The organism is Mycolicibacter sp. MU0102 (genome assembly GCF_963378105.1).
Taxonomy (GTDB): Bacteria; Actinomycetota; Actinomycetes; order Mycobacteriales; family Mycobacteriaceae; genus Mycobacterium; species Mycobacterium holstebronense.
In genome coordinates this window covers 4018261-4040845 of the sequence record NZ_OY726398.1, presented here as the reverse complement: position 1 = coordinate 4040845, position 22585 = coordinate 4018261, and the positions used below count along the sequence as shown (strand labels likewise).

23 protein-coding genes are annotated in these 22585 nt (G+C 64.9%); 7 read left to right on the top strand and 16 right to left on the bottom strand.

Translation table 11 applies throughout. The features are described from left to right. Positions 1–7: 7 nt before the first annotated feature. The gene (locus RCP37_RS19105) at positions 8–517 is read right to left on the bottom strand and encodes an Rv2253/PknI dimerization domain-containing protein (RefSeq protein WP_308484542.1); all 510 of its coding nucleotides are present in this window, start codon (positions 515–517) and stop codon (positions 8–10) included. A 142-nt stretch (positions 518–659) separates the two neighbouring features. On the opposite strand from RCP37_RS19105, the gene RCP37_RS19100 reads away from it, so the two are divergent. From RCP37_RS19100 to RCP37_RS19085, 4 genes are all read left to right on the top strand, one after another. Beyond that, positions 660–1055, top strand: coding sequence for a hypothetical protein (locus RCP37_RS19100; RefSeq protein ID WP_308484541.1), 396 nt, complete (start codon positions 660–662; stop codon positions 1053–1055). Beyond that, positions 1048–1449: an Rv2576c family protein gene (locus tag RCP37_RS19095; RefSeq protein ID WP_308484540.1), complete on the top strand. Its 402-nt coding sequence runs from the start codon at positions 1048–1050 to the stop codon at positions 1447–1449. Before RCP37_RS19100 ends, RCP37_RS19095 begins: the two co-directional genes overlap by 8 nt. A gap of 144 nt (positions 1450–1593) precedes the next feature. Further along, the gene (locus tag RCP37_RS19090; protein ID WP_308484539.1) at positions 1594–2394 is read left to right on the top strand and encodes an Rv1363c family protein; all 801 of its coding nucleotides are present in this window, start codon (positions 1594–1596) and stop codon (positions 2392–2394) included. Beyond that, positions 2391–3008: a hypothetical protein gene (locus tag RCP37_RS19085; RefSeq protein WP_308484538.1), complete on the top strand. Its 618-nt coding sequence runs from the start codon at positions 2391–2393 to the stop codon at positions 3006–3008. Before RCP37_RS19090 ends, RCP37_RS19085 begins: the two co-directional genes overlap by 4 nt. 16 nt (positions 3009–3024) lie before the next feature. Here the strand turns inward: RCP37_RS19085 and RCP37_RS19080 are convergent, their stop codons facing one another. From RCP37_RS19080 to RCP37_RS19070, 3 genes are read right to left on the bottom strand one after another with little or no spacing between them, the layout of a single operon-like run. Next, positions 3025–3639, bottom strand: a complete 615-nt coding sequence (locus tag RCP37_RS19080) for a PaaI family thioesterase (RefSeq protein WP_308484537.1) — start codon at positions 3637–3639, stop codon at positions 3025–3027. After that, complete coding sequence (locus RCP37_RS19075; protein WP_308484536.1) at positions 3636–5183, bottom strand: FAD-binding protein; 1548 nt, start codon at positions 5181–5183, stop codon at positions 3636–3638. Before RCP37_RS19075 ends, RCP37_RS19080 begins: the two co-directional genes overlap by 4 nt. Beyond that, positions 5176–5712 (bottom strand): flavin reductase family protein, encoded by a 537-nt coding sequence (locus RCP37_RS19070; protein WP_308484535.1) that lies wholly within the window; start codon positions 5710–5712, stop codon positions 5176–5178. Before RCP37_RS19070 ends, RCP37_RS19075 begins: the two co-directional genes overlap by 8 nt. A 129-nt stretch (positions 5713–5841) precedes the next feature. Between RCP37_RS19070 and RCP37_RS19065 the strand changes: the two genes are divergently transcribed. After that, on the top strand, positions 5842–6510 hold the full coding sequence (locus RCP37_RS19065) for a PadR family transcriptional regulator (protein ID WP_308484534.1): 669 nt from the start codon (positions 5842–5844) through the stop codon (positions 6508–6510). A 2-nt stretch (positions 6511–6512) separates the two neighbouring features. Here the strand turns inward: RCP37_RS19065 and RCP37_RS19060 are convergent, their stop codons facing one another. Together RCP37_RS19060 and RCP37_RS19055 are read right to left on the bottom strand one after the other, a co-directional pair. Further along, the gene (locus RCP37_RS19060) at positions 6513–8129 is read right to left on the bottom strand and encodes an FAD-binding protein (protein ID WP_308487154.1); all 1617 of its coding nucleotides are present in this window, start codon (positions 8127–8129) and stop codon (positions 6513–6515) included. Positions 8130–8182: 53 nt separating this feature from the next. Then, on the bottom strand, positions 8183–9862 hold the full coding sequence (locus RCP37_RS19055; RefSeq protein ID WP_308484533.1) for a 3-ketosteroid-delta-1-dehydrogenase: 1680 nt from the start codon (positions 9860–9862) through the stop codon (positions 8183–8185). Between the two features lie 126 nt (positions 9863–9988). Here RCP37_RS19055 and RCP37_RS19050 point away from each other — a divergent pair, with 126 nt between their 5' ends. Both RCP37_RS19050 and RCP37_RS19045 read left to right on the top strand, forming a co-directional pair. Further along, positions 9989–11173, top strand: coding sequence for a 3-ketosteroid-9-alpha-monooxygenase, oxygenase component (locus RCP37_RS19050; protein WP_308484532.1), 1185 nt, complete (start codon positions 9989–9991; stop codon positions 11171–11173). Further along, a complete protein-coding gene (locus RCP37_RS19045) occupies positions 11157–11450 on the top strand; it encodes a ferredoxin (protein WP_308487153.1) in 294 nt (97 codons plus the stop codon). Before RCP37_RS19050 ends, RCP37_RS19045 begins: the two co-directional genes overlap by 17 nt. A gap of 65 nt (positions 11451–11515) precedes the next feature. Here RCP37_RS19045 and RCP37_RS19040 read toward each other — a convergent pair whose 3' ends face one another. The 10 genes from RCP37_RS19040 to RCP37_RS18995 all read right to left on the bottom strand — a co-directional run bounded on the left by RCP37_RS19040 (position 11516) and on the right by RCP37_RS18995 (position 22561). Continuing rightward, complete coding sequence (locus tag RCP37_RS19040; RefSeq protein WP_308484531.1) at positions 11516–12592, bottom strand: hypothetical protein; 1077 nt, start codon at positions 12590–12592, stop codon at positions 11516–11518. A 140-nt stretch (positions 12593–12732) separates the two neighbouring features. Further along, positions 12733–13689: an alpha/beta hydrolase gene (locus tag RCP37_RS19035; protein WP_308484530.1), complete on the bottom strand. Its 957-nt coding sequence runs from the start codon at positions 13687–13689 to the stop codon at positions 12733–12735. Positions 13690–13699: 10 nt separating this feature from the next. Further along, positions 13700–14590, bottom strand: a complete 891-nt coding sequence (locus RCP37_RS19030) for an SDR family NAD(P)-dependent oxidoreductase (protein ID WP_308484529.1) — start codon at positions 14588–14590, stop codon at positions 13700–13702. Positions 14591–14593: 3 nt separating this feature from the next. After that, on the bottom strand, positions 14594–15100 hold the full coding sequence (locus tag RCP37_RS19025) for a nuclear transport factor 2 family protein (protein ID WP_308484528.1): 507 nt from the start codon (positions 15098–15100) through the stop codon (positions 14594–14596). A gap of 106 nt (positions 15101–15206) precedes the next feature. Next, a complete protein-coding gene (locus tag RCP37_RS19020; protein ID WP_308484527.1) occupies positions 15207–16244 on the bottom strand; it encodes an acyl-CoA dehydrogenase family protein in 1038 nt (345 codons plus the stop codon). After that, a complete protein-coding gene (locus RCP37_RS19015; protein WP_308484526.1) occupies positions 16241–17392 on the bottom strand; it encodes an acyl-CoA dehydrogenase family protein in 1152 nt (383 codons plus the stop codon). The genes RCP37_RS19020 and RCP37_RS19015 overlap by 4 nt, the downstream gene beginning before the upstream one ends. After that, positions 17392–18171, bottom strand: coding sequence for a crotonase/enoyl-CoA hydratase family protein (locus RCP37_RS19010; RefSeq protein ID WP_308487152.1), 780 nt, complete (start codon positions 18169–18171; stop codon positions 17392–17394). Before RCP37_RS19010 ends, RCP37_RS19015 begins: the two co-directional genes overlap by 1 nt. 67 nt (positions 18172–18238) lie before the next feature. Continuing rightward, positions 18239–19663 (bottom strand): aldehyde dehydrogenase family protein, encoded by a 1425-nt coding sequence (locus RCP37_RS19005; RefSeq protein WP_308484525.1) that lies wholly within the window; start codon positions 19661–19663, stop codon positions 18239–18241. A 24-nt stretch (positions 19664–19687) separates the two neighbouring features. Continuing rightward, on the bottom strand, positions 19688–20806 hold the full coding sequence (locus RCP37_RS19000) for a zinc-binding dehydrogenase (protein WP_308484524.1): 1119 nt from the start codon (positions 20804–20806) through the stop codon (positions 19688–19690). 171 nt (positions 20807–20977) lie between these two features. Continuing rightward, positions 20978–22561 carry an acyl-CoA synthetase gene (locus tag RCP37_RS18995; RefSeq protein ID WP_308484523.1) on the bottom strand — a complete coding sequence of 528 codons (1584 nt, stop codon included), beginning with the start codon at positions 22559–22561 and terminating at the stop codon, positions 20978–20980. Positions 22562–22585: the final 24 nt, after the last annotated feature.

Here is a 22585-nt window from a genome sequence, read left to right as displayed (position 1 = left end):
TGTGGGATCAACCGATCTTGCTGAGCTTGAAGGGCATATTGATGTAGACCGGCTTGCTCGCCCCGCAGGCGCCACTGGGTCCGGTGGTGGTGTCTTCGCCGACCAGTGTCGTCGATGTCGGGTCCGCATTCGCGCCTTCGGGGGTCATCGCCTTGAACCGAAAGGTCTGCAGCCCCGGCGCGGCGCTGCCGTCCGGGCAGGGGACCCAGTTGTCGATGGGGCGTTTGACGTACCAGACCGAGCTCTTCTGGTAGATCGGTGCGGTCCAGTTCTCGTCGCTGCGCACCGTTCCGGCGCACTCGCCGGGGTAGCTGCAGATGGTGTTGATCGTCCAGACGCTGCGGCGGCTGGCCTGGTCGTAGAAGATCTCGTTCTTTCGCGCCCACTCGCCGTTGGAGGTGGCGGTGTAGGTGCCGTTGAGGCCCCAGTCGGGATGATCGGCTTGCGCAACACCGGAAGTCGTCGTTCCCAGTGCCACCGCAGCGACGGCGACCGCGATTGCGGGCCTACGTGGCATGGCATGCTCCTCGGAGTGGTCTAGGGCACGGAGACTGCAGCGTCCGAAGTAAACACCGCCCCCAGTCGGCAGCGAGGCGAGATGTCCGCTGAGTGGACCATCAACGTTGCAGAGCCGCAGCCGACTGACAGAGTCCCCAAGCATGCGGCGAAGAGCGGTATTGGCTGCGGCGGTATTGGCTGCGGCCTTGACGATCGCGGCCCCGGCGGGGGCGGACCCGGTCTCCTGTGACGATCCGTCGTGTGTGCCGGGCCTGGCCACGGGTGTGGTTCTGGGGCAGCCGTGTCACGACACTGCCCATTACGTCTTCGGGACTGCCGTCGCCGGGCCTTCGATCCTGCCGGAGAGGCTGGTGTTCTGCGGGTCGCCGCGACGCTACGAACCGCGGTACTTCCGCTCCCCGTCGATGGCGGGAGTCAAGGAACTGGACTCAAGCTGTGCGGGATACGAGAACTGGGTGGCCCAGGCCCCTGACGGACTGTTTCTCAGCTGCCAGTCGAAAAACGGTGCTCCGCGTTGGAGTCGCGGTGATGGCTAGGACCGCGCTCGCGGCAGTGCTCACCGCCGCGGGCTCCCTCGTTGTACCGGCGCACGCGGATCCGCCTGCTCTGCATGAAGTCGTCTATATCGTGAGCGCCGAATCTCCGGTGACCGCAGACATCTACTATCGGGACACCGATCCGCCGACGTGGGCCGACTACAGTCACAACCCCTACCAATTCAGCCCCAAAGTGCGGGTAGACGTGGGGCCTGGAACGCCGTGGGTGTTGCACGCCACGCTGGTGGATCCGCAGAGGTGGGCGATGGTGACGGCCAGCAGTGGCCGTGTGCCGGGAGAACCTGGGTTTCGATGTGAGCTGAAGGTGGACGGGGCTGTGGTTGCCACCGCCGACGGCCCGAAGGGCGCGCTGTGCGCGTTGCGTCATTGGTGATCGATCGTCGCGGGGGGTCCGTGCCTGTTTTGATACGGCCCACTGGATGGGAAGCCGCCCCGATAACGCCGCGGGCCAGCTTTAGGGTGCCGACGTCGGCCGTTGTCGGTCCGACCCGGCGATGAAGGGAAACCGGTGGGCGCTATGTCGAAAACCGAGGAGATGTCGGATCAGGTGACGCCTGCTACGCGGCACGCAGCAGTTGACGTGCCCGAGGACGTCGGCGAACTCGTGCAGCGGGCAGAGGCTGAGGCCGCCGAGGCCGAGGCGGTGGCGGCCCAAGCGCGGGCTCGAGCCATCCGCCTGCGGGAGCAAGGGCGCAACGCCGACGGGGACTCCGACTGCGATGTCCTAGCGTGTCCCGATGCCGATGCCGATGCCGATGCCGATGCCGATGCCGATGCCGATGCGCTCGACCCCGTTGTGTCGGAGGGCCCACGCACCCGGGAACGGTTTTCTGGTTTGCGGTGGGGGCAACTGGCTACGGCGGCGATCGTGTTGTGCGCGGTTGCGCTGCTCGCCGCGAGTGGACTGATGCTTCGAGAGCAACGGAACGTGCGGGCGCAAGAGCGAAACCGCGCCGAGTTCGTCGCGGCGGCGCGTCAAGCGGTGATCACCCTGATGTCGATCGATTTCAATGATCCGCAAGGCAGTGTGCAACGAATCGTGGACAACTCGACGGGGCCGTTCCGGGATGAATTCCTGGGCGCCGCCGACGACTTCAGCAGAGTCGCCAAGGATGCGAAGGTGACCACCAAGGCAACGGCGACTGCGGCGGCGGTGGAGTCGATGACCTCGGAGTCCGCTGTTGTCCTGGTGTCCGCCTCGTCCACCGTGACCAACGCGGCTGGAGCCGACGAAGCTCCGCGACGGTGGCGCCTCACTGTGGATCTGCAGCGAGAAGGCGATCAGATCAAGATGTCGAAAGTGGAGTTCGTGCCATGACCGTCGATCAAGCCCCCGAGATCGCTGACGACGCCGGTACAGTTCCGGAATCAGCCGATGAATCGACGCGTTCTCACGGCGAAACCGCCGACACCGCTCCCGGTTGGATCGAACGGACCAAGGCAGCGCTCAGCGAACACCGCAAGCAGCTTTTCCTCGGCGCTGTGCTGACGGTGGCTGCGGTGCTGGCCCTGGTTGTGTACGGGACCGCCTATCGCCCGGCCCGCCAGTCTGACGCCGTGGCCGCCGATGACGCAGTGCGTGCCGCATCATCGGCGACGGTGGCATTGCTGTCGTATTCGCCCGAGACCCTGGGCCAGGACCTGGAGCGGGCCCGGGCTCTGATGGCCGGCGATTTCTTGACCTACTACGGCAAATTCAGTGACGACGTTGTCGCTCCGGCCGTGCGGACCAAGGGAATCCAGGCCGCCGCGCAGGTGGTGAATGCGGGACTGATCGAGATCCGGCCGAACGACGCGAAGGTGCTGGTGTTCCTCAATCAGGAAACCGTCAGCCGCGAACGTCGCGAACCAGCGCTCACCGCCAGCAGTGTGGTGGTCAGTCTGGCCAAGGTCGACTCGCGGTGGTTGATTTCGGCGCTGGACCCGGTGTGAGGTCCGCCCCGACTGTTCATGCCGGTCGCTTCGGCCTGATGAAGATCCCCTCGGCCTGGACGGTGATACGCCCCTTTTCATCCAGGAGATGACCGGCAGCGAAAGTCTTTCCGCCATCCTCGCGTTCCACCCAGGATTCCGCCCGCAGCCGGCCCAGGGGAGTGGGGGCCACGTAGCGAAGAGTCAGGGTTCCGGTGAAGGCGGGCTCGTCGCGTCGGTGGGCGGTGGCTCCGAGCAGATGGTCGAGGATCAGCGCGCACATACCGCCGTGCACCTGTCCCGGCGGACCCTCGTATGCCGCACCCAACACAAGGTCGGCTGTCGCTCGACCGGCCTCCTCGTCACGCCGAACGTGCAGCGGAGGTGCTAGTGCGTTGCGCATACCGATCGCCACATTGCCCCAGGGCAGTGCCTGCCCGTCGGTTGTAAAGCGCACGCCGAACGGGTTGGAGTCCAGACGGGCTCCCAGGAGTTCGCGCGCCTCGTCGATCAAGGCGCGCGCCTTGCGCACATCGGCGGCGTTTACTTGACTGCGGATCGTGACATCGATGAGTTCACGCAGTGATCGGGTCAGCGGTTCGAAGACACTGGCCGAGCGCTGTGCGTCTTCCGGCGTGATCGGCTCGTTCACCGCCGGTCCTCCCGTGCGGCCATATCCAGCGCGGCGAGGTGACTGAACAGCAGCGAAGCGCCGATCGGGTTTCCCCCGCCCGGATAGGTGGTGCCGCTGACCGCGGCCATCGTATTTCCGGCGGCATAGAGCCCAGGCACGGTGGCGCCGTCAGCGGTCAAAACCCGGGCGCGGTCGTCGGTACGCAACCCGCCTTTGGTGCCCAGATCTGATATGCCGAACGCGGCCGCATGGTACGGCGGCCGATCTATCGCAACCAACGGCGAGGCACCTTCGGTGAAAACCCGGTCGTAGGCCTCGTTGCCCCGTGCGAAGTCGTCATCCACACCGGCCGCGGCCTGCTGGTTGAAACGTGTGATGGTTGCCGCCAGATTGGCCTCGGGAACACCGATGGCCGCGGCCAGACCGGCGAGCGTGTCCGCGGTGCGCCACAAACCCGCCTTCTGGTATTCGATAGCGTCGACCATGGATACGTTGGTGGCGCCGACCGGCGGGATCCCGTCCGTGCGGTTGTCATAGATCATCCAGAACGGCAACCTGGTCTCACCGGAATCGACCTGCGCCAGTACCTCCCGGCCGAGCCGATCATAGGGGGCCGACTCGTTGACGAATCGGTGGCCGTCCTGGTTGACGAAGATGCCGCCGGTGAACCACAGCGCGAACGCCGCCCGACCGTCTGGGTGGATCATCCCTGGCGACCACCACGCCTGATCCATCAGATCGACGTCTGCACCGACCGCCATGGCGGCACGGTGGGCGCCGCCTGTGTTGCCCGGGGCGCCCATCGTGTCCTTTGCGTCGCCGGGCACCTGGTAATGCGACCGCATCGCCGCGTTCTGCTCGAACCCGCCCGTGGCAAGTAGGACACCACGCTTGGATCGAATCCGTACCGGCTTGCCACTGTGATCGACCACTGCTCCCATCACCTTGCCGTCGTCGACGATCAGCTCAGTGAGCGGGGCATTACGCCAGCAGGTGGCGTTCGGCAACTTGTCGAGCGCGGCCAGGAATCGACCGACCAGTGCCCGACCGCCCATCAGCAAGTCGGGGGCCGGCATACCGAGGCGTTCAGTGTCGAGAGGGCCGCGCACCGAACCGGCGTAACTGCCGAGTTCTCGATCCGGGAGCGGCGCCGGGACGGTGTGTCGGAAGCCGTCGTTGCGGGCGCCGGGCACCGCACCGTAGTAGTCCGGCCAGGGAAAGGCCACGAACTCGAAACCCGGGTCCTGCTCAAGGTATTCGATGAACCGCGCGCCGCCGCGGACGTAGCTCTCTTGGAGATCGCGAGGAGTGCGGTCGCCGACGACTGCGTGGAAGTAGCCGAGAGCTTCCTCGATGGTGTCGTCGGTGCCGGCGCGTTTCAGCGCGGGATTGCACGGGAACCACATTCCGCCGCCCCCGGAGTATGCGGTCGTCCCGCCGAACCGATCGGTGGCCTCCACCAGCAGCACCGAAAGACCTTCGCGCGCAGCGGTGTAGGCGCCGGCTATCCCTCCGCCAGAACCTGCGACGACGACATCGAAGACCGAGTCGAAGTCACCCATCGCGGCCGCCGTCGAAGCCGCTGTAGCTGCCGAAGCCGCCGCGGTAGAACAACAGGGGCGCTCGTTCCTGGTGGGCTCGCAGACCGGTCACCCGTGCAATCACAATCGTGTGGTCGCCGGCCTCGTGCTCGAACTCCACGTCGGCTTCGATCGCAGCGAGCGTGCCCTCCAATGCGGGTGATCCGTTGACTCCCGGGAACCACGTCACTCCGCTGAACTTGTCGCTCCTGCGGACGGCGAACTGTGTGCACACGTCGGCTTGGTGCTCCGAGAGGATGTTGATGCAGAGCCTCCCGACCTTGCGGATCAAGGGCCAGCTGCTCGAGGTATTGGCCGGGCAGAACGAGACATAGGGCGGGTCCAGGGACACCGACGTGACCGATTGACAGGTGAAACCGAGGGGGCGGCCTCCGTCATGTGCGGTGATGACGGCGACCCCGGTACAGAAATGCCCGAGGACCCGACGCATTTGGGGAGCGAGCGGAATGAGCAGGTCACCGGGTGGGATTCTGGTGGCTTTGTCGGACATGCCTCTCCTCGCGCGGGGGAACTTTCCGCCTGCCACTGTCGGTCCTGCGTAGCCGCCTGTGCAACGCGGGTTCCCGGTCAGCGGTAGCTGTGCCGTTTCGGCGACATCTTTCGTTGTTAGCCTTATACGGTGAGTGAGTCCACCGACGGTGCCGCTGAGGCGTTGAGCGTGTCGCCTACGGGTTGGGCGCTGTTGGGCATGCTGTCGGGCGGAGACGAGCTCTCCGGCTACGACATCAAGAAGTGGTTCAACTGGACCATTCGGTTCTTCTACTCCAGTCCGGCGTACAGCCAGATCTACTCGGAGTTGAAGCGGCTTGAACAGCGCGGTCTGGTCACCTCGCGTGTTGACGCCGGCGTCCGCAGCCGGCGGATGTACAAGATCACCGATGCGGGGCTGACCGCGGTGACCCGGTGGGCCAACGACGAACCCGTTGAACCTCCCACTCTCAAACACAACCCGCTGATGCGGGTCATCCTCGGTCACCTGATGAATCCGGGCCGGCTCAGGGAGGTTCTCACCGCACACGTCGCCCAGGTCGAGCAGATGCATCGCGCGGCGGCGACCGAAGCGCGGTGGGCCGGCGAGGAGCCGGCGTGGTCCTACGCCAGGCTGGCGCTGCGGTGGTCCGAGGAGTACTACGCGGCGGAACGCGAGCTGGCACTACGGATGATCAAAGACCTGGACGAGGTCGAGGAGACCTTCGCCAAGAGCGGCCAGGACGGAACCAAATTCCCGGTGCGTGACTACTGGTACGAGGTCGAAAGGCGTATCGCTGCCGAAGACGACCAAGCCTGACGTCAGTTCTCCCGACGCGCCGGTTCGAAGCCCAACTCGTGCGCCGCGTGGGCGCCGGCGCGTCTCCCGCTGAAGATGCAGTCGGCTATCGAAAGGCCGCTCACGTAGCTGTTGGAGCAGATGCCCACGGCGTTTCGTCCGGCGCCGTACAACCCCGGCACGGCTCCGCCGTCGCGGTGTGCCACTTCGCCCGTCGCCTCATCCACGACGAGGCCACCCAACGTCAGTCCTGGAATCGGATAGAACATCGATGAGTCGGCCGAGATGTTGATCGAGTAGAACGGGCCTCGCTGCATGGGTGGACACAAGTCCGGATCCTTTCGTGCCGGATCGCCCGCGCCGCTGATGATTCCGTCGGTGTAGGCATCGACCGTGCGCCGCAGGCCCTTCGGGTCGATGCCGTTCTTCTCAGCGATGCCCTCGATGGTGAGGGCCTTCTTGTGCCCGATGGTCCGCAGGTAGAGCAATTGAAGTCGCTGGAACAGCTGGGTCTGATCGTTGACCTGATCTCGGATCTTCTTCCACGTGGGGGCGTCGTAGATGGCCCAGCCGGTGCCGCCGAATTGACGCATCATCACATCGCCGTGTGTTGCGCCGTAGAGGTCCTCGTTGATGATGCGCCGTCCGTCGGCACCCACGGTCAGTCCTTCTAAGAAGGCGCTCGGTGGCGCGAGAAACCGCCATGCGGTGACGTTGCCCATTTTGTCGGTCTTGCCGCCGGCGGCCAGACCTAGCCCGATGCCGCAGCCGTCGTCCCCGGCTGTTCCCAGCGGCGAGATCTTCATATAGGCCGGGGCGAACTCCTGCATCCACGCACGGTTGTAGACGAATCCTCCCGCCGCCAGCACCACTGCGCGTCCACGGGCCTCACCGTCTGCTGCGCCCTCGGCCCAGAGACGTTCCGTTCGTGCAACCACCCCTTTGACCAACCCGGGTAGCCAATTGCCCACCTTCCCAGTGAGTCTGGTCAACAGTGCGTGTTGACGTACGTTCCGATGCGCCAGATCGAGAGCACGGTAACGCACACCGGCGATCCGGCCGTTCTCGTCTTTGATGAGGTCGTGAACGCGGGCCAGGGGAATGAAGTCGACCCCGATCGCCTGCGCGGCCCGGCGCAGGTGCTCGAACAGTGTTTTACCCGAACTCATCCCGGGAGCCAGCACGCGGTGACCGCGAGGTGCCGGACGCGCATGTTGGACATAAGGGTGTGCCTTTTCGTTTCCGGAATAGTAGAGGTAGAAGTCGTCGGTGGGGTAGGAGGTCTTGTACGACGAGACCTTTCCGCCCCGCAACTCAACGCCCTGCGCCTTGAGCCATTCGATCATTGCCGGGCTCTGCTCACAGAACCGGACAAGAGTCTCCTCGGATACCGCGTCGCCGACTTCCTGCCGCAGGTAGGCGAGCATGTCTTCGACGGAGTCTTCGTAACCTCCTGCGTGCTGCTCGTGCGTTCCCGCGCCCGCATAAACGATTCCGCCCGACAGCGCCGTCGCGCCCCCGCCGTAACCACGGTCCAGCACCAGTACACGTGCCCCGCAGCTGGCGGCCTCGATCGCTGCGGCGGCGCCGGCGGCACCGAATCCGACAACTACTACGTCGTATTCTCGAGACGTTGACATGGCGCTGTTCATGTGTGAGTTCCTTTGTGCGCGAGACTCATCGAAGTTTCAGTTCAGTCGAGCTTGCCGGCCGCGTGCAACGCAGCGATGTAGCCGAACACCAGGCCCTGGCCGATGGTCGCCCCGGCGCCCGGATAACTCGCGCCGAAGGTGTTGGCGGCGCTATTGCCGATCGCGTAGAGCCCGTCGACCGCCGATCCGTCCTCTCGCAACACCCGTCCGCGCACGTCGGTCCTAAGTCCGCCGCAGGTGCCCAGGTCGCTGAGAACGACTTTCACGGCGTAGAACGGGCCGGCATCGACCGGACGTAGATTGGGATTCGGTGCGATGGTCGGGTCGCCGTAATAGCGGTCGTATGCGCTGGCGCCGCGGTCGAAGTCGGTGTCCACACCCGCCCGCGCCAACCGGTTGAAGCGATCCATCGTGACGCCGAAGGCCGACGGATCAACGTCGATCGCACGGGCCAATGTCGCCAGATCGTCGGCGCGGTGCGCAATGCCGGCGTCGTACCACGTCGCGGGGATCGGTATGCGCGGAAACAGCTCCGCGGCGAGAAGGTAGCTGTTGCGGTATTTCTGATCGAAGATCATCCACATGATCTCGACCGGGTTGCCGGCCCGCTCGCGCTCGATCAGCTTCTGTCCAAAGGACATGTAGTCGATGGCCTCGTTGACGAATCGTTGACCGTTCTGGTCGACCAACAGGCAACCGGGCAGCGAGCGCTCGGCGAGCATCACGGTCGGCTCCCCGCCCGGCAGCGGCGCAAAGGCCGGAAACCACCAGGCCTGGTCCATCAGTGCGGTGTCGGCGCCGCAGGAGTCCTGGGCCAGGCGAATACCGTCGCCCACGTTCCCCTCGGCACCGAGGCTGGCATGTTCGTCAAGGCGCTCGGACTGAAATTTGTGCCGCCAGTCCATCCGGTGGTCGAATCCGCCGGTCGCCAGCACGACACCACGGCGGGCAACCACGGTGACTGCAGTGCCGTTTCGGTTCACCACAGCACCGGTCACTCGGCCGTCGTCGACGCGCAGTTCTGTGACTGGTGAGTTGGTCCACACCGGGATTCCCGCGCGCAACACGCCGGCGAACATGCCGGCTGCCAAGGCTTGGCCGCCGGCAGCATATCGCCTGCGCAGGGCCAGTCCTCCAATGCCCTGGAACGCGCGAAGCAATATGCGAGGCCATGACTTTCGCGGCACCCGGACCATCAAGTTGAGCCAACGATAGTCCGCGCCGGTCACCGGCATCGGGAACGACGACTTCATCACTCCCGGGCGCAGTCGCGCCAGATCCGGGCCGAGCACCGCGGTGTTGAATGGCCGGCATTCGCAGGTGCGTCCGATCGCACTGCCCCCCGCCTTCTCGGGGTGATAGTCCGAATAGCCTTTGGCCCACTGGAATTTCATCGGCGTGGTGCGGCGCAGCATCTGCACCGTTGATCCGCCGTAGTAGAGAAACGTGTGTGCCCGTTCGTGAGCTGACGCCTCGCCGATGACCGCGTCGAGGTAGGTGCGTCCGGCGGCAACCGTGTCGTCGGATCCTGCCGCCGCGAGGATCGGATTGGCCGGCATCCAGAACGCGCCTCCCGAACGCGCGGTCGACCCGCCGACGTATGGCGTCTTCTCCACGATCAGCGTCGACAGCCCCTCCTCGTGCGCGGTCAGCGCAGCCGCCATCCCGGTACCAGAGCCAACGACGAGGAGATCGACTGTGATGTTGTTCGGATCGGTCACCGGACGATTCTGGGCCCAACGACGGTGAAGTTTCGGCGCCCCGCCCGGTCAGTGGAACACCGGCCCGTTGGTCGACCCGCGCGGTGTTAGAACGACAACAGTTTCTGCAAGCGATGAACAGCGAGGATGGCCGAGATGACACCGTCAGACCAAGACTGCTTCGGAGGGGTTCGAGAGATCGAGGCCCAGGCTGCGCCGACGCGGTTCGCGCGAGGTTGGCATTGCCTCGGGCTGACGCGTGACCTGGGTGATGGAAAGCCGCATTCGATCAATGCATTCGGCGGCAAATTGGTGGTCTTTCGCGGTGCGGACGGCAAGATCAACATCCTGGACGCCTATTGCCGCCACATGGGCGGCGACCTTTCCGACGGTCAGGTCAAGGGCAACGAGATCGCCTGCCCGTTCCACGACTGGCGCTGGGGCGGGGACGGCCGATGCAAGAAGATTCCTTACAGCCGAAGGGTTCCCAAACTGGCCCGCACCGCGACCTGGCCGACTATGGAGCAGGACGGCATGCTGTTCGCCTGGAACGACCCGGAGAAGAAGGCCCCACCCGCCGATGTCACGATCCCGCGTATCGAAGGCGTCGGTGAGGACAGCTGGACCGACTGGCACTGGTACAGCACGGTTGTCCACACCAACTGCCGCGAGATCATCGACAACATTGTCGATATGGCGCACTTCTTCTACATCCACGGCGGACTTCCCACCAGCTTCAAGAATGTATTCGAAGGTCATGTCGCCACCCAGTACTACAAGAGCGAGGCACGGCCGGATCTCGGTTCCGGGGAGGGCGCCAAGATCATTGGCACCACCTCGGTGGCGTCCTACTACGGCCCCTCGTTCATGATCGATGACCTCACTTACCACTACGAGCACGGTGATCAGCGCACCGTACTGCTCAACTGTCACTACCCGATTGACGCCGATTCGTTTGTCCTGCAGTACGGGATCACCGTCGAGAAGACCGGCGGGTTGGACGACGAGACGGCGATGCAGATGGCCATCGCACTCGGCGACTTCGTGAAAATGGGATTCGAGCAGGACGTAGCCATCTGGCGGCGCAAGGCGCGGATCGACAACCCCCTGCTGTGCGAAGAGGACGGTCCCGTCTACCAGGTGCGCCGGTGGTACGAACAGTTCTACGTGAACGCCGGCGATGTCACGCCGGACATGGTCGATCGATTCGAGTTCGAGATCGACACCACCCGCCCCCGTGAGGCCTGGCTGAAGGAAGTGGAAGACAACATCGCCGCCAACCGGTTGCCCCGTCTGGTGGGTCTGACGACGTCAGATCATGCGTCCGGATAACCGGCTGAGCGATGCGCCGATGACGCCGGTGACTTGCGCATCCTGTGGTGCGCGGGTACTGGCCCGCAAGAACAGCTGGGAACAGACCAGTGTGCAGTGGAACGGGGATTCGGCGGGCCGCTGCCACGAGCGTCGGCGCCAGGCCGAGCAGTGTTCACCGACATCGATCGGCGGGACGATACTGAGACCCGGCACCTTTCTGGTGTGCCCGATGTTGCGCGCTTCCATAGAAGAGGCCGCAACCAAGGGCTCCTTGCCGATTCTCGACGAACTATGACAGTGCTGATCGGTGAGGCTCCACAAGATCCAGATCCGTGAAGCCCCACCGTGCTGCCAGGGACCTCAAGCAAACCGGAAGGCGCTCAGCGGCGCTTCTTCCGGGTAAACGGCGGGCCCGCCGAGGTCATAGCCGGCATTGAGTGCGCCGATGAAGGCGGGGTCATGCAGGGGCTCGCTCGGGATGTCCAACTTGTAGCCCTTTTTGGCGAGATCGTCGACCATCATATCGATGGCCTTGTCGATGGTCAGGTCGTCGGAGTGGTCCATGTTCTTCTTGAGCTCGTCGAAGTCCTCGTAGACCTCCGAAGACCAGTGCACCAGGAAGCGCAGCTCGTCGGTGTGATGGCGCGCGATGACGTCGTCGCCGTTCTTGAGGATCCAGTGATCACGGGAGTGCGGGTCGCCGGCGAACATCGTGTCGAATGCCAGCCCGGTGGGCACTTGCTGCTCAAGGGGACCGTTTGCCTCTCCCCGATGCACCAGCATCTCGTTCTGCACCACCACACCGCGGTTGTAGACCGGCGGCTGGAGCCGTTCGGGTGTGCGCAGCGGACCGTTCGGCCAGTAGGTGAATCCACTGCCCTGGTCCAACGAGAACCAGGTGATGACCTGTGCCATCTTGATCATGTAATCCCCAAACAGCCCGGACTTGCCCATCACACTGACCAGCCAGGTCGGAGCATTTTCGTAACGTACACCGCGGAAACTCGGCGAATCCAGGTGCCCCGGGTCGCGATTGGCGCACGGGCCGTTGATGTTGAACAACATCATCTGAGGCTTGGCGTACTTGGCATTCCAGTACGACTTGGCCATCTCCAGGAACTCGGCGTTGTAGAAGCAGTCGTGCAGCTCGGGGTAGAGCACGGTGCCGTGGTTGGCCAGGGAGCCACGAAAAGTGGGCGTCAAGAACAAGTCCAGTGTCGGTGTGAAACCCTCCGGGAACTGGCCGCTCATGGTGGCCATCAGCTCTTCCGGAGAAGCGAAGTGCTGGGCGATGATCAAGCTCCAGGGACCGTCCTTGCGCACCACGTTGAGAAGGCGCTCCCGCTGGTCGTCGGTGTAGACGTCGGCGATTTCGCGTGGGGGCGAAGCGGGGCGCAGGATGTCGGACAGCTCCATTCGCCGCTCTTCGGTGAGCATCACAAGTACTCCTTCACTTGGTTCCGGCGTTGAACTACGCCATTGCTGGTCTCGATTGTGTGCGGCGCCACCGGTATTCCGAACCGTTGGTGTCCAACCATCGGGACGTTAGTCAGCCCTTAGAAGTGGAGCTGGACCACCTAGAAGGGCAGCGGGTGGGTGAATTTCGCGCGCAACAACGCCCCGATCTCGGCCATCGCCAGCCGTCCTCGCGCAGTCGCCTCGGAGCGCATCAAGAAGCCGTGGTAGATGCCCGGATAGCGCGTGATCGTGGTCTGCACTCCGGCGTCGCGCAGCCTGCCGGCGTAGCGCTCGCCCCAGTCGCTGATCGGATCGAGCTCAGCGGTGACGACGATGGCTTGTGGGAGGCCGCGCAGGTCGGTGGCATAGGCCGGGACCCGGCGGATGTCGTGCGGGCAACCCGCTCCGATATCGGCCAACTCGTGCAGATAGACGATGTCGTCGTGGGAGAGCATCGGCGCCTCGAGGTTCCGGAGCACCGAGGCCGCAGCCATGTCGCGGTCCACACCCGGATACATCAAGAGCTGGGCGAAGATCGGGGGCCCGCCCTGGTCGCGTGCGGCCAAGGCGATTGCCGCCGCCACGCCGCCGCCGGCGCTGTCGCCGGCGATCACCAGTCGGTGCGGATCCAGGCCGAGATCCGTTGCGTGGGCGGCTGTCCATTCGGTGGCGGCCATGGCGTCCTCGAACTGCGCCGGTGGCGGATTCTCCGGCGCCAGACGGTAGTCGACGGCGATCACCACCGCACCACTGGCGGCCGCCAGCGCACGGGCCATCGCTTCGAACGAGTGATTGGAGCCCATGACCAGTCCGCCGCCATGCAGGTGCACGATCACCGGTGACAGCCCGGTGCCGGGCCGTGGGCGGTAAATGCGAACGGGAATCGGGCCACCCGGGCCGGGTATCACCGCATCGGCGGTCTCAGCCATTTCCGGCATGTCCGGCGGCAACGGTGCGGATTCCAAGGATGCGCGTACCTGATCGAGGCCGCGTTCCCGGATCGGGGTCGGTGGTCCGAAGCCAGCAACCCTGGCAGCGGCGTCGGGGTCTAGCGCGGGACGGTGTGGCCCGTTCACTGTGGGGCTCCTAGTGTTCGGCGGGATCGAAGCGGCGCTTGTCCCGCAACTGTGGCGGGATGAGTGTCCTCAGCACTTCGGCCCGCTCGGCCATCGCCGAACGCACGTACTCGGGTTGAGTCAACAGGTAGAACGCGCCCTGGGCGGACTGTTCGAAGATCTCTTTCGCGGCTTCGAGCGGATCCATCGCGTCCGCTTTGATCGCGAGCATCGCGTCGCGCTGTGCGTCGGCGGCGTCCACGTCGGCGTCGGCAAGGTCGGCGCCCACGCCGCCCGCTGCTTCGAAGATGTTGGACTTCACCGCCCCGGGCAGCACCGCCTGGACGTGAATGCGCTCGTCGTGGCCGGCCAGCTGGATCTCCAGGCGCAGGCATTCGGTCAGTGCCAGCACGGCGTGCTTGCTGACGATGTAGGGAGTCTGCAGCGGAACCGCCGCCACCCCCCCGATCGAGGACAGGTTCCAGATCCAGGCCGGGGAGCCGGCGGCGATCATTCTCGGCACAAACGCTCGGATGCCGTGGAATACGCCGCTGACATTGATGTCCATCACCCGGTTCCAGTTGGCCACCGGGGTATCCCACAGGTACCCGAACTGCTCCACCCCCGCGTTGTTGACCAGCAGGCGCACCGGTCCGACATCGCGGTAGACGCGCTCGGCCAATGCGGCCATGGCGTCTTGATCGCGAACGTCGCACGCCGCGTCGACAGCGCTGCCTCCGCCGGCGATGATCTCGTCGCGCAGCGCCGCGACCGCGTCGCGGTCGATATCGGCTAGGACCAGAGACATTCCCAGCCGGTGCGCATGACGGGCCAGACCGGCGCCGATCCCGGCCGCGGCCCCGGTGATGACGGCGACACCGCCGTTGAAGACTTCGCGTGGGCTCAAGGGATCGGTGCTCATTGGTCAGGTGTTCGCCGAGGCGTTCTCGGCGCCGGGAAGCCCACTGCCGACCAATGGTTCGGAGTTCGTGACATCGAGGATGACCGACATCTTGGTGAACTCAAGCCCGCTGGGACTGCTACCCCCACGGCGAACGCCGACCTCGGTGACTCCGCTGGAAACCGCGAATGGAACGAAGTTGGTGACCTGGTTGACGAAGATGTAGAAGCGCGCGTAGGTGACGTCACCCTCGTGGTGGGTGATGTGCAGATTGGTGGTGTGGTGACGCAGGGGGTATGGGCTTGCGTCGCGATGTTCGATAAGCCACGGCACAACCTTCGCCGCACCGGTGAGGTCAGCGGCGAGGGATTCTTCGAAGGGACATGCTCCAGAGTCACTTCGACTGAGGTAGGTGGCATCCGCGGCGAAAGCGGCGGCCATCTTCGGGTAGTCAGCCTCGTCGTAGTGGTACCAGAATTCGCCGATGAAGTTCTGCAGCTCGGTCAGCGAGATGGCATTGTCAGTGCTCACGGAACATGTCTCCCAAGTTTTGGCGTGCGGAAACCAAGTGCTCCTTGGAGTCAACCCCCGATCGGCCGGCTGCGACACGGTGGTAACCGGTCAGTGGAACATCGGGTCAGTCGGCTATCAGGCCCCACAGACCGGCTGACCCAGCGCCTAGCGCGGCACGCGTCACTTCCTCGTCCCAGTGACGGACAGATCCGAACTCCGAACGCCAGGCCAGTGCAGCACGGGTGTATTCGTGTAGCCGGTGTTCGATGGTGGTGCCGATGGCGCCCAGGGCCTGGTGGCCGTTTCGGACCGCGACCGAGGCTGCGTGCCCGGCGCAGGACCGCGCCACCGCGACGAAGAAGCCGAGTTTGGCAGCCGACCAATCGCTTTCGACCGCGGCGGCCAGAGCCGCTTCGGTAGCCGCGCGTGCCAGCGCGGCCTCGGTGGCGATGTCAGAGATGAGATGTTGGATCGCCTGAAACTTCGACAGGGGCCGGCCGAATTGAACGCGCGACGATGCGTAATCGACAGTGAGTTCGAGGATGCTGTCCAGGGCTGCGCAGACCTGAATCGAGCGCACCAGCGCGGACTTCAGCCGCAGTTGTTCGACGAGCTCTGCCGAGACCGCGGTACCGGTCAGGGACCCGATATCGGCGGAGACGCTGTCCCGGGGCTCGCCGATCAGATTGGTACCCGGCACGATTCGCAGATCTGTGCAGTCCGCATCGGTCATCAGATACCGCTGGCCGTCCGGCCACACGACCACGATCCGTTCGGCTGTCGACGCCCACGGTACGGCGGTTGCGTTTCCGGCCGTATCAAGCACGCAGACCGTACGGGCGGCCTGGTCGATCGGCGCGCCAACTGCTTCGAGCAGCCAGCAGGCCAACATGTCATGCTCGGCCAACGGAATACGTACGCCGTGGCGAACCGCCGCGGTGATCAGCGCGGCTGACTCATACCAGTCCGCTCCGCTTCCTCCGGACCGTTCGGAGCCGGACAATCTCAGCAAACCCAATTGGTCCAGGCTCAACCACAATTCGGCGTCGCGGGCGATAGACCCAGTCGGCGGGTGGGACTCGCGGTAGTTCGCGAACACCGCGTCGATCATGGTGACCAGGTCGGGATCGACGTCGGCGGCGTTGCTCGCGGAGTCGGTCATCGTAGCCCCAATCCCCGCGCGATCACACCGCGCAGCACCTCGTTGGTTCCGCCACGGAGCGTGAAGCCGGGCCGCTGATCCACCGCGGACATGATCAGTTCGCGATGCCCGGATTCGATGGCGGAGTCATCACCGGCGTGCAGGTCGGCGAAGTCCGCGATATCACCCTCGGTGGTGGTGCCGAGAACTTTGACCACGGCGGCCGGAATATCGGCCGGTTGGCGGCGTTCCAACGCGTCCGCGACAGCGGTGGACATCCGATGGAGCCCGGCGACCCTGGCCACGAGGCGCCCCAGGTTTGCGTCACGGGGGATCTCCCCGTTGGCCATACTTTCGGCGGAGGTGGCCAGCAGTGGGAAGGTGGAGAGCAACCGCTCAGGTCCGCTTCGCTCGAAACTGAGTTCGGAGGTCACTTGGCGCCAGCCCTCGCCGATTTCGCCGAACACCATCGCGTCTGGCACGAATGCGTCTTCGAGGATCACTTCGTTGAAATGGTGGCCACCGTTCATCGAGATGATCGGCCGTACCTCGATGCCGGGGCCGTCGAGGCGCACGATGAACTGGCTCAGCCCGTCATGCCGGTGGGCGGGATCCACCGGCGCTGTGCGGGCGAGCACGATGAAAGCGTGAGCGTAGTGCGCTCCTGAGGTCCAGACCTTGGTGCCGGAGAGTTTCCAGCCGCCCTCGGTCTGGACCGCCCGGGTGCGCACACTGGCCAGGTCCGAGCCGGAGTCCGGTTCGCTCATCCCGATCCCGAAGAAGCAGTCACCGGACGCGATCTTGGGCAGAAACTCGCGCTTCTGATCCTCAGTGCCGTACTTGAGCAGTGAGGGAACGATCTGACGGTCGGCAATCCAGTGCGCCGCTACCGGCGCCCCGGCGGCCAACAACTCCTCCGTGACGACAAAACGCTCGAGAAACGACCGACCTTGACCGCCATATTCCTTCGGCACTGTCATGCCGAGCCAGCCCTGGGCGCCCAGCGCGGCGGTGAACGTCTCGTTCCATCCGCACAACCATGCGTCCACCGCAGGGACGAATCCGCCCGTAGCAATCTGCTCGGCGAGGAACGCTCGGACTTCCGCCCGCAGATCCGCGGTTACGGCCGTCTCGGAGGTGGCCGCGGGAACGAGGCGGGGAAGCGCCATCAGACGCTCCGCCACCGCTCGATGCGGCGCACATGCTCGGCGTCGCGGTGGGCCAGCGGCTGCATCGCGGCTGCCATCCCCAGCGTCGACTCCAGCAGGCCGGTTCGTGACTCCTGCAGTAGGCGCTTGGCCATCCGCAGGGCATGCGGAGGGTTCTTGACGATCCGCTCCGCCAGCTCCTTGGCCGCGGTGATGAGTTCGTCGTGGGGGACCACCCGGCTGACCAAGCCCCACGCGTGTGCCGTCGTCGCGTCGATGCGGTCTCCGGTCAGTGTCATCTCGGCTGCCCGCTCGTAGCCGATGGCCCGTTGCAGAAACCACGTACCGCCATCGCCGGGTACCAGGCCGATCTGTACGAAACTTTCGGCGAAGGAGGCGCGTTCGGAGGCGATTCGGATGTCGCACATTGCGGCCAGGTCGCAGCCGGCACCGATCGCCGCGCCGTTCACCGCAGCGATGATCGGAACCTCCAGACGCGCCAGGGCTCTCGGCAGGCGCTGGATTCCGTCGACATAGGCGTAACGCTGCTCGATCGGTTCCAGGCCGAACATGCCCTCATGGTTGGCCATGTCTTTCACGTTTCCGCCGGCGGAGAAGATCTTTCCCTCACCGGTCAGGATCACCGTCCTGACGGTGGTGTCGGAGTTCGCGGCTTCGACCGCACTCTCGAAAGCCGTGATGAATTCCTGGTCGGTGATGGCATTGCCGATGTGCGGCAGGTTGATGGTCCACACCTGCACCGCGTCGTCCGACGTGATGACCAGTGGCCCGGCGGGCATGCTCATGACTGGAATACCTCGATTCTCGCTGGGGCGCCAGGGCCGTCGCGGTATGGGGGAGCGCCTGCTACGGCAACTGCAGGGACTTGGTCTGCAGGTACTCCTCGAAGCCGAACCGGCCGAGCTCTCGTCCGATCCCGGATTTCTTGTAGCCGCCGAATGGTGCCGCGGGGTTGTACTTGCCGCCGTTGATGTCGAGCTGGCCCGACTGTACCTGTCGGGCGAAGCCGATCGCGGTGTCGTCGTCGGCGGCCCATACCGCACCGGACAAGCCATAGGGAGTGGCGTTGGCGATGCGCAGCGCCTCGTCGGTGTCGCGGAACGGAATGACGGCCAGCACCGGCCCGAACACTTCCTCCTGACCCAGTTCGGAGTCCGGGTGGACGTCGGCGAACACCGTCGGGGCGATGTAGTAGCCGACATCGCGCAACTTCTGGCCGCCTCCGGTAACCAGACGGGCACCGTCTGCGGGTGCCCGCTCGATGAAACCGAGCACGGTTTCGTACTGTGCTTGGGAGGCCGACGGGCCCAGCCGGGTGTCCGGTTCCCACGGGTCGCCCACGGAATATTTCGACACCGCCGCAGATACCAGGTCCAATGCCTCGCTGTAGCGGGACAGCGGCACGAGCATCCGCGTCCAGGCCATACAGGTCTGTCCGCCGTTCAAGAAGGCGTTCCCGACGCCGACCTTGATCGCGGTGGCAAGGTCGGCGCCGTCGAGGACCACATTGGCCGACTTGCCGCCGAGCTCGAGTGCCACCTTCTTGATGGAACTACCGGCCAGTTCCCCGACCCGGCTTCCGACACCGGTGGACCCGGTGAAGGAGACGAAGTCGACTTCGGGATGCGCCGACATCCGTTCGCCGATGACCCGGCCGGGGCCGGACACCAGGTTGACCACACCCGGCGGCAGGCCGGCGTCTTCGAGCGCTTCGACGAACTCGAACACCGACAGGGGAGCCTCGTTGCTCGGCTTGAGGACGACGGTGCAACCGGCCGCGATGGCGGGCAGAACCTTGGCGACCACTTGGTAGAGCGGGTAGTTCCACGGAGTGATCGCCGCGACCACGCCGTAGGGTTCCCGGAGCACCAGTGAGTTGCCGATTCGCTCCTCGAACTCGAAGGTGGCCAGCGCGTCGGCGAATCCGCGGGCCACGGCCAGCGGTACCTGGGTCTGAACACTGCGCGCGATACGGATCGGGGCGCCCATCTCGCGGGTGATGGTCTCGGCGATGTCGGGCAGCCGCTTTTCCATTGCGGTGATCACCGCGTCGAGACGGTCACGCCGCTCGGCGACGCTGATCAGCGGATCGAACGCAGCGCGAGCCGCGGTGACCGCAGCGTCGACGTCTGCCTCGGTACCGCTGGGAACGGTGCCGCACACCTGTTCTGTCGCGGGGTCGATCACCTCGATGGCGTCGGTGCCGTGGGGGTTGACCCACTGCCCGTCGATGAAGAGCTTGGTGCGGGTGTAGTCGTGGTTGTTGCTCATGGTTTTTCTCCGCCTCGTCTGGTTCTACGGCACGATGCTGGCGCGGACATCGCGTTTGCCTTCGGCGGCGGCGAAGGCCTCGTTGATGTCGTCGAGCGAGTAACAGGCAGCGGCCAGCCGTTCAAAAGGCAGCCTGTGTTGGTTTTCCGCCAGGAAGTCCAGGGCCCGGGACAGCACGGCCGGATCGTAGAGCGAGACCCCGACCATGGTCTTGTTGGCAAAGACGAACCGCGACGGGTCGAACTCGAAGGACTTGCCGATGTTGATGTTGCCGATCTCGACGTAACGCCCGAACTGGCCGAGTAGCTTGAGGCCCTCATCGATCGCCGAGGGGTGTCCGACCACCTCGACCACCACGTCGGCGCCCTGTCCGTCGGTGAGCCTACGGACGATCTTGGCGCGCTCCTTGTCGGTGGTGATTTCGGTGATGTCGATGACGGCGTCGGCGCCGAAGGCCTTGGCCAATTCGAGTCGTTCTGGGACGCCGTCGATGGCGATCACCTTGGCGGCGCCCCGTGCTTTGGCCACTGCCACGGCATACAGGCCGAGAGCGCCCGCGCCCTGGACCACGACGTAGTCGCCGAGCTGCTGCTCGACGCGTTCCAGGCCATACATCACCTGTGACAGTGCGCAATTGGCACCGGCGGCGATCTCGTCGGAGACCGAGTCCGGCACGGTGTAAACCACGGCGCCAGCCGGTAGCAGGAAGTAGTCGCCGTAGCCGCCGACGAAGTGTGGCGGCTGGTCCGCGCGACCCAGCATCGCCATCTTCAGATTCAGGCAGGCGTTGCGGCGCCCCGTCAGGCAGTTGCGGCAGGTGTGGCAGCAGAAGAAGTACGGGAACACCACGCGCGAGCCGACATTCAGTGGCTTGCCATTCGAGTCGGCGGTAATGCTTTCGCCGAGTTCGGCTATCGAGCCGACCATTTCGTGGCCCAAGACGGTGGGAAGCTGTCCGCCGAGACCGCGCGTGGCGAAGGTGCCATGCCAGGCGTGCACATCGGAACCACAGATGTTAGCTCGGGTCACCCGGATCAGGATCTGGCCCGGACCGACCTCGGGCACCGGCACGGTCTCAATCTCAAACGGCTTTCCCGGCTCATCGAAGCGGGCGATACGTCCCGTGTTCTGCGCTGAGCTCACAGGTGAATTCCTTTCCCTTGAAATCAGATTCGATCTCGGGCGTCTGTCGCGGCGATGTCATCGAAGCCAGAGTCGACGCAGCGCCGCCCTCGCGGCAGACTATTTGCTTGGCAGAGTAGGCTGATCCGCGCTTCCCGCCCAGCGGTCATCGCGTGAGCCGTCCTGGATCGATCAGCCGGAAACGGCGTGTGTCGGACTGAACCGCTCCCGTAACAGGCGCTTCAACAGCTTTCCGCTCGGGTTCTTGGGCAGCGAGTCGACGAAGAACAGCTGCTTAGGTGTCTTGAACCCGGCCAGATGTGTCCGGCAGTGTCCCAACAGCTCGTCCTCGGTGACCACGATGCCGTCGCGGATCACCACCGCGGCGACCACCGCCTCCACCCACCGCGGGTGGGGCAGACCGAACACTGCCACCTCCTCGACGCCAGGGTGGCGGTAGATGACCTCTTCGACTTCGCGACTGGCGACATTCTCGCCGCCCGTCTTGATCATGTCCTTCTTGCGATCCACTACATGCAGCAGGCCGTGTTCGTCGTAGTAGCCCAGATCGCCGGAGTGAAACCAGCCGCCACGGAATGTGTCGGCGGTCTTCGCGTGGTCGTCGAGGTATCCGAGCATCAAGTGCGGACTTCGATGGACTATCTCGCCGACCACGCCGGTTCCCACCGGGACACCCTCATCGTCGAGGATGGCAGTCTCCACGTTGATCACCGGACGGCCCGCTGCGCCGGCATGCGCATCTTGGTCTTCTGGTCCAAGAGCCGAGGCCAGCGGTGCCATCTCGGTCTGGCCGTAGAAGTTCCACAGCCGCAGGCCGGGCAGCCGTTCACGCATCTCTGCCAGGATCTCGATCGGCATCGCCGAGGCGCCGTAGTATCCCTTGCGCAGGCTCGACAGGTCGACAGAATCGAAAAGCGGAGACCTCAATAGTGAGATCCACACCGTTGGCGGAGCGAAATAGCTTGTGGCGAGATATTTTTCGATTGTGCGCAGCACGGTCTCGGGTTCCGGTCGCGCCAGGATGACGCTGGTGGCCCCAAGGTAAACAGCGGTGATCAAGAAATTGTCGAGTTGCGCGCAGTGATACAGCGGCAAAGAGTGGACGACGACGTCGGTGCCCTCCATCGAACCGGCGATGATCGAGCTGATGTAGTTGCCCATCAGGCTTCGAGTCGAATGCATGGCGCCCTTGGGATGTGCCTCGGTACCGCTGGTGTACATGAGGCGGATCAGCTGATCGTCGGCGACATACGGGGCAGGAGCCGCTGACGAGGTTGCCAGCCAGTGGTCGAAGTCATCCCAGCCCGCCGGCAGCGTCTGACCAGGCAGGACCATAACCGCCGTGGTGAGTGCGCGCTCGGCAAACTGCATGGCAGCTTGAGCGGTGGCCACCAGATCGGCCTCCACGATGAGTCCGGATGCCCGGCTATGACCCAGGATGAACGAGATCTCCTCGGCGGTCAGCATGAAGTTGATCGGGACCAGCACGACCGCGGCACGCGCGGTGGCGAATGCGAGCACCGCGTACTGCCAGCAGTTGTGCGCCAGGAGGGCAACCCGGTCGCCGGGACAAAAGCCGTTGTCCTGCAATGCGGCTGTGGCGCGATCGACCAAGTGCTCGAACTCGGCGAAGGTCAGGCAGATATCGCCGTCGACCAGGGCGATCTTGTCCGGTTGTTTGCGGGCCGAGCGTCGCGGAACATCGCCCAGCGCGTGACTGCGTGCCGAGGCCAGCACGGCGTCCAGCTCGTTCATGCCCCGGACTGTAGGCCCGAGACT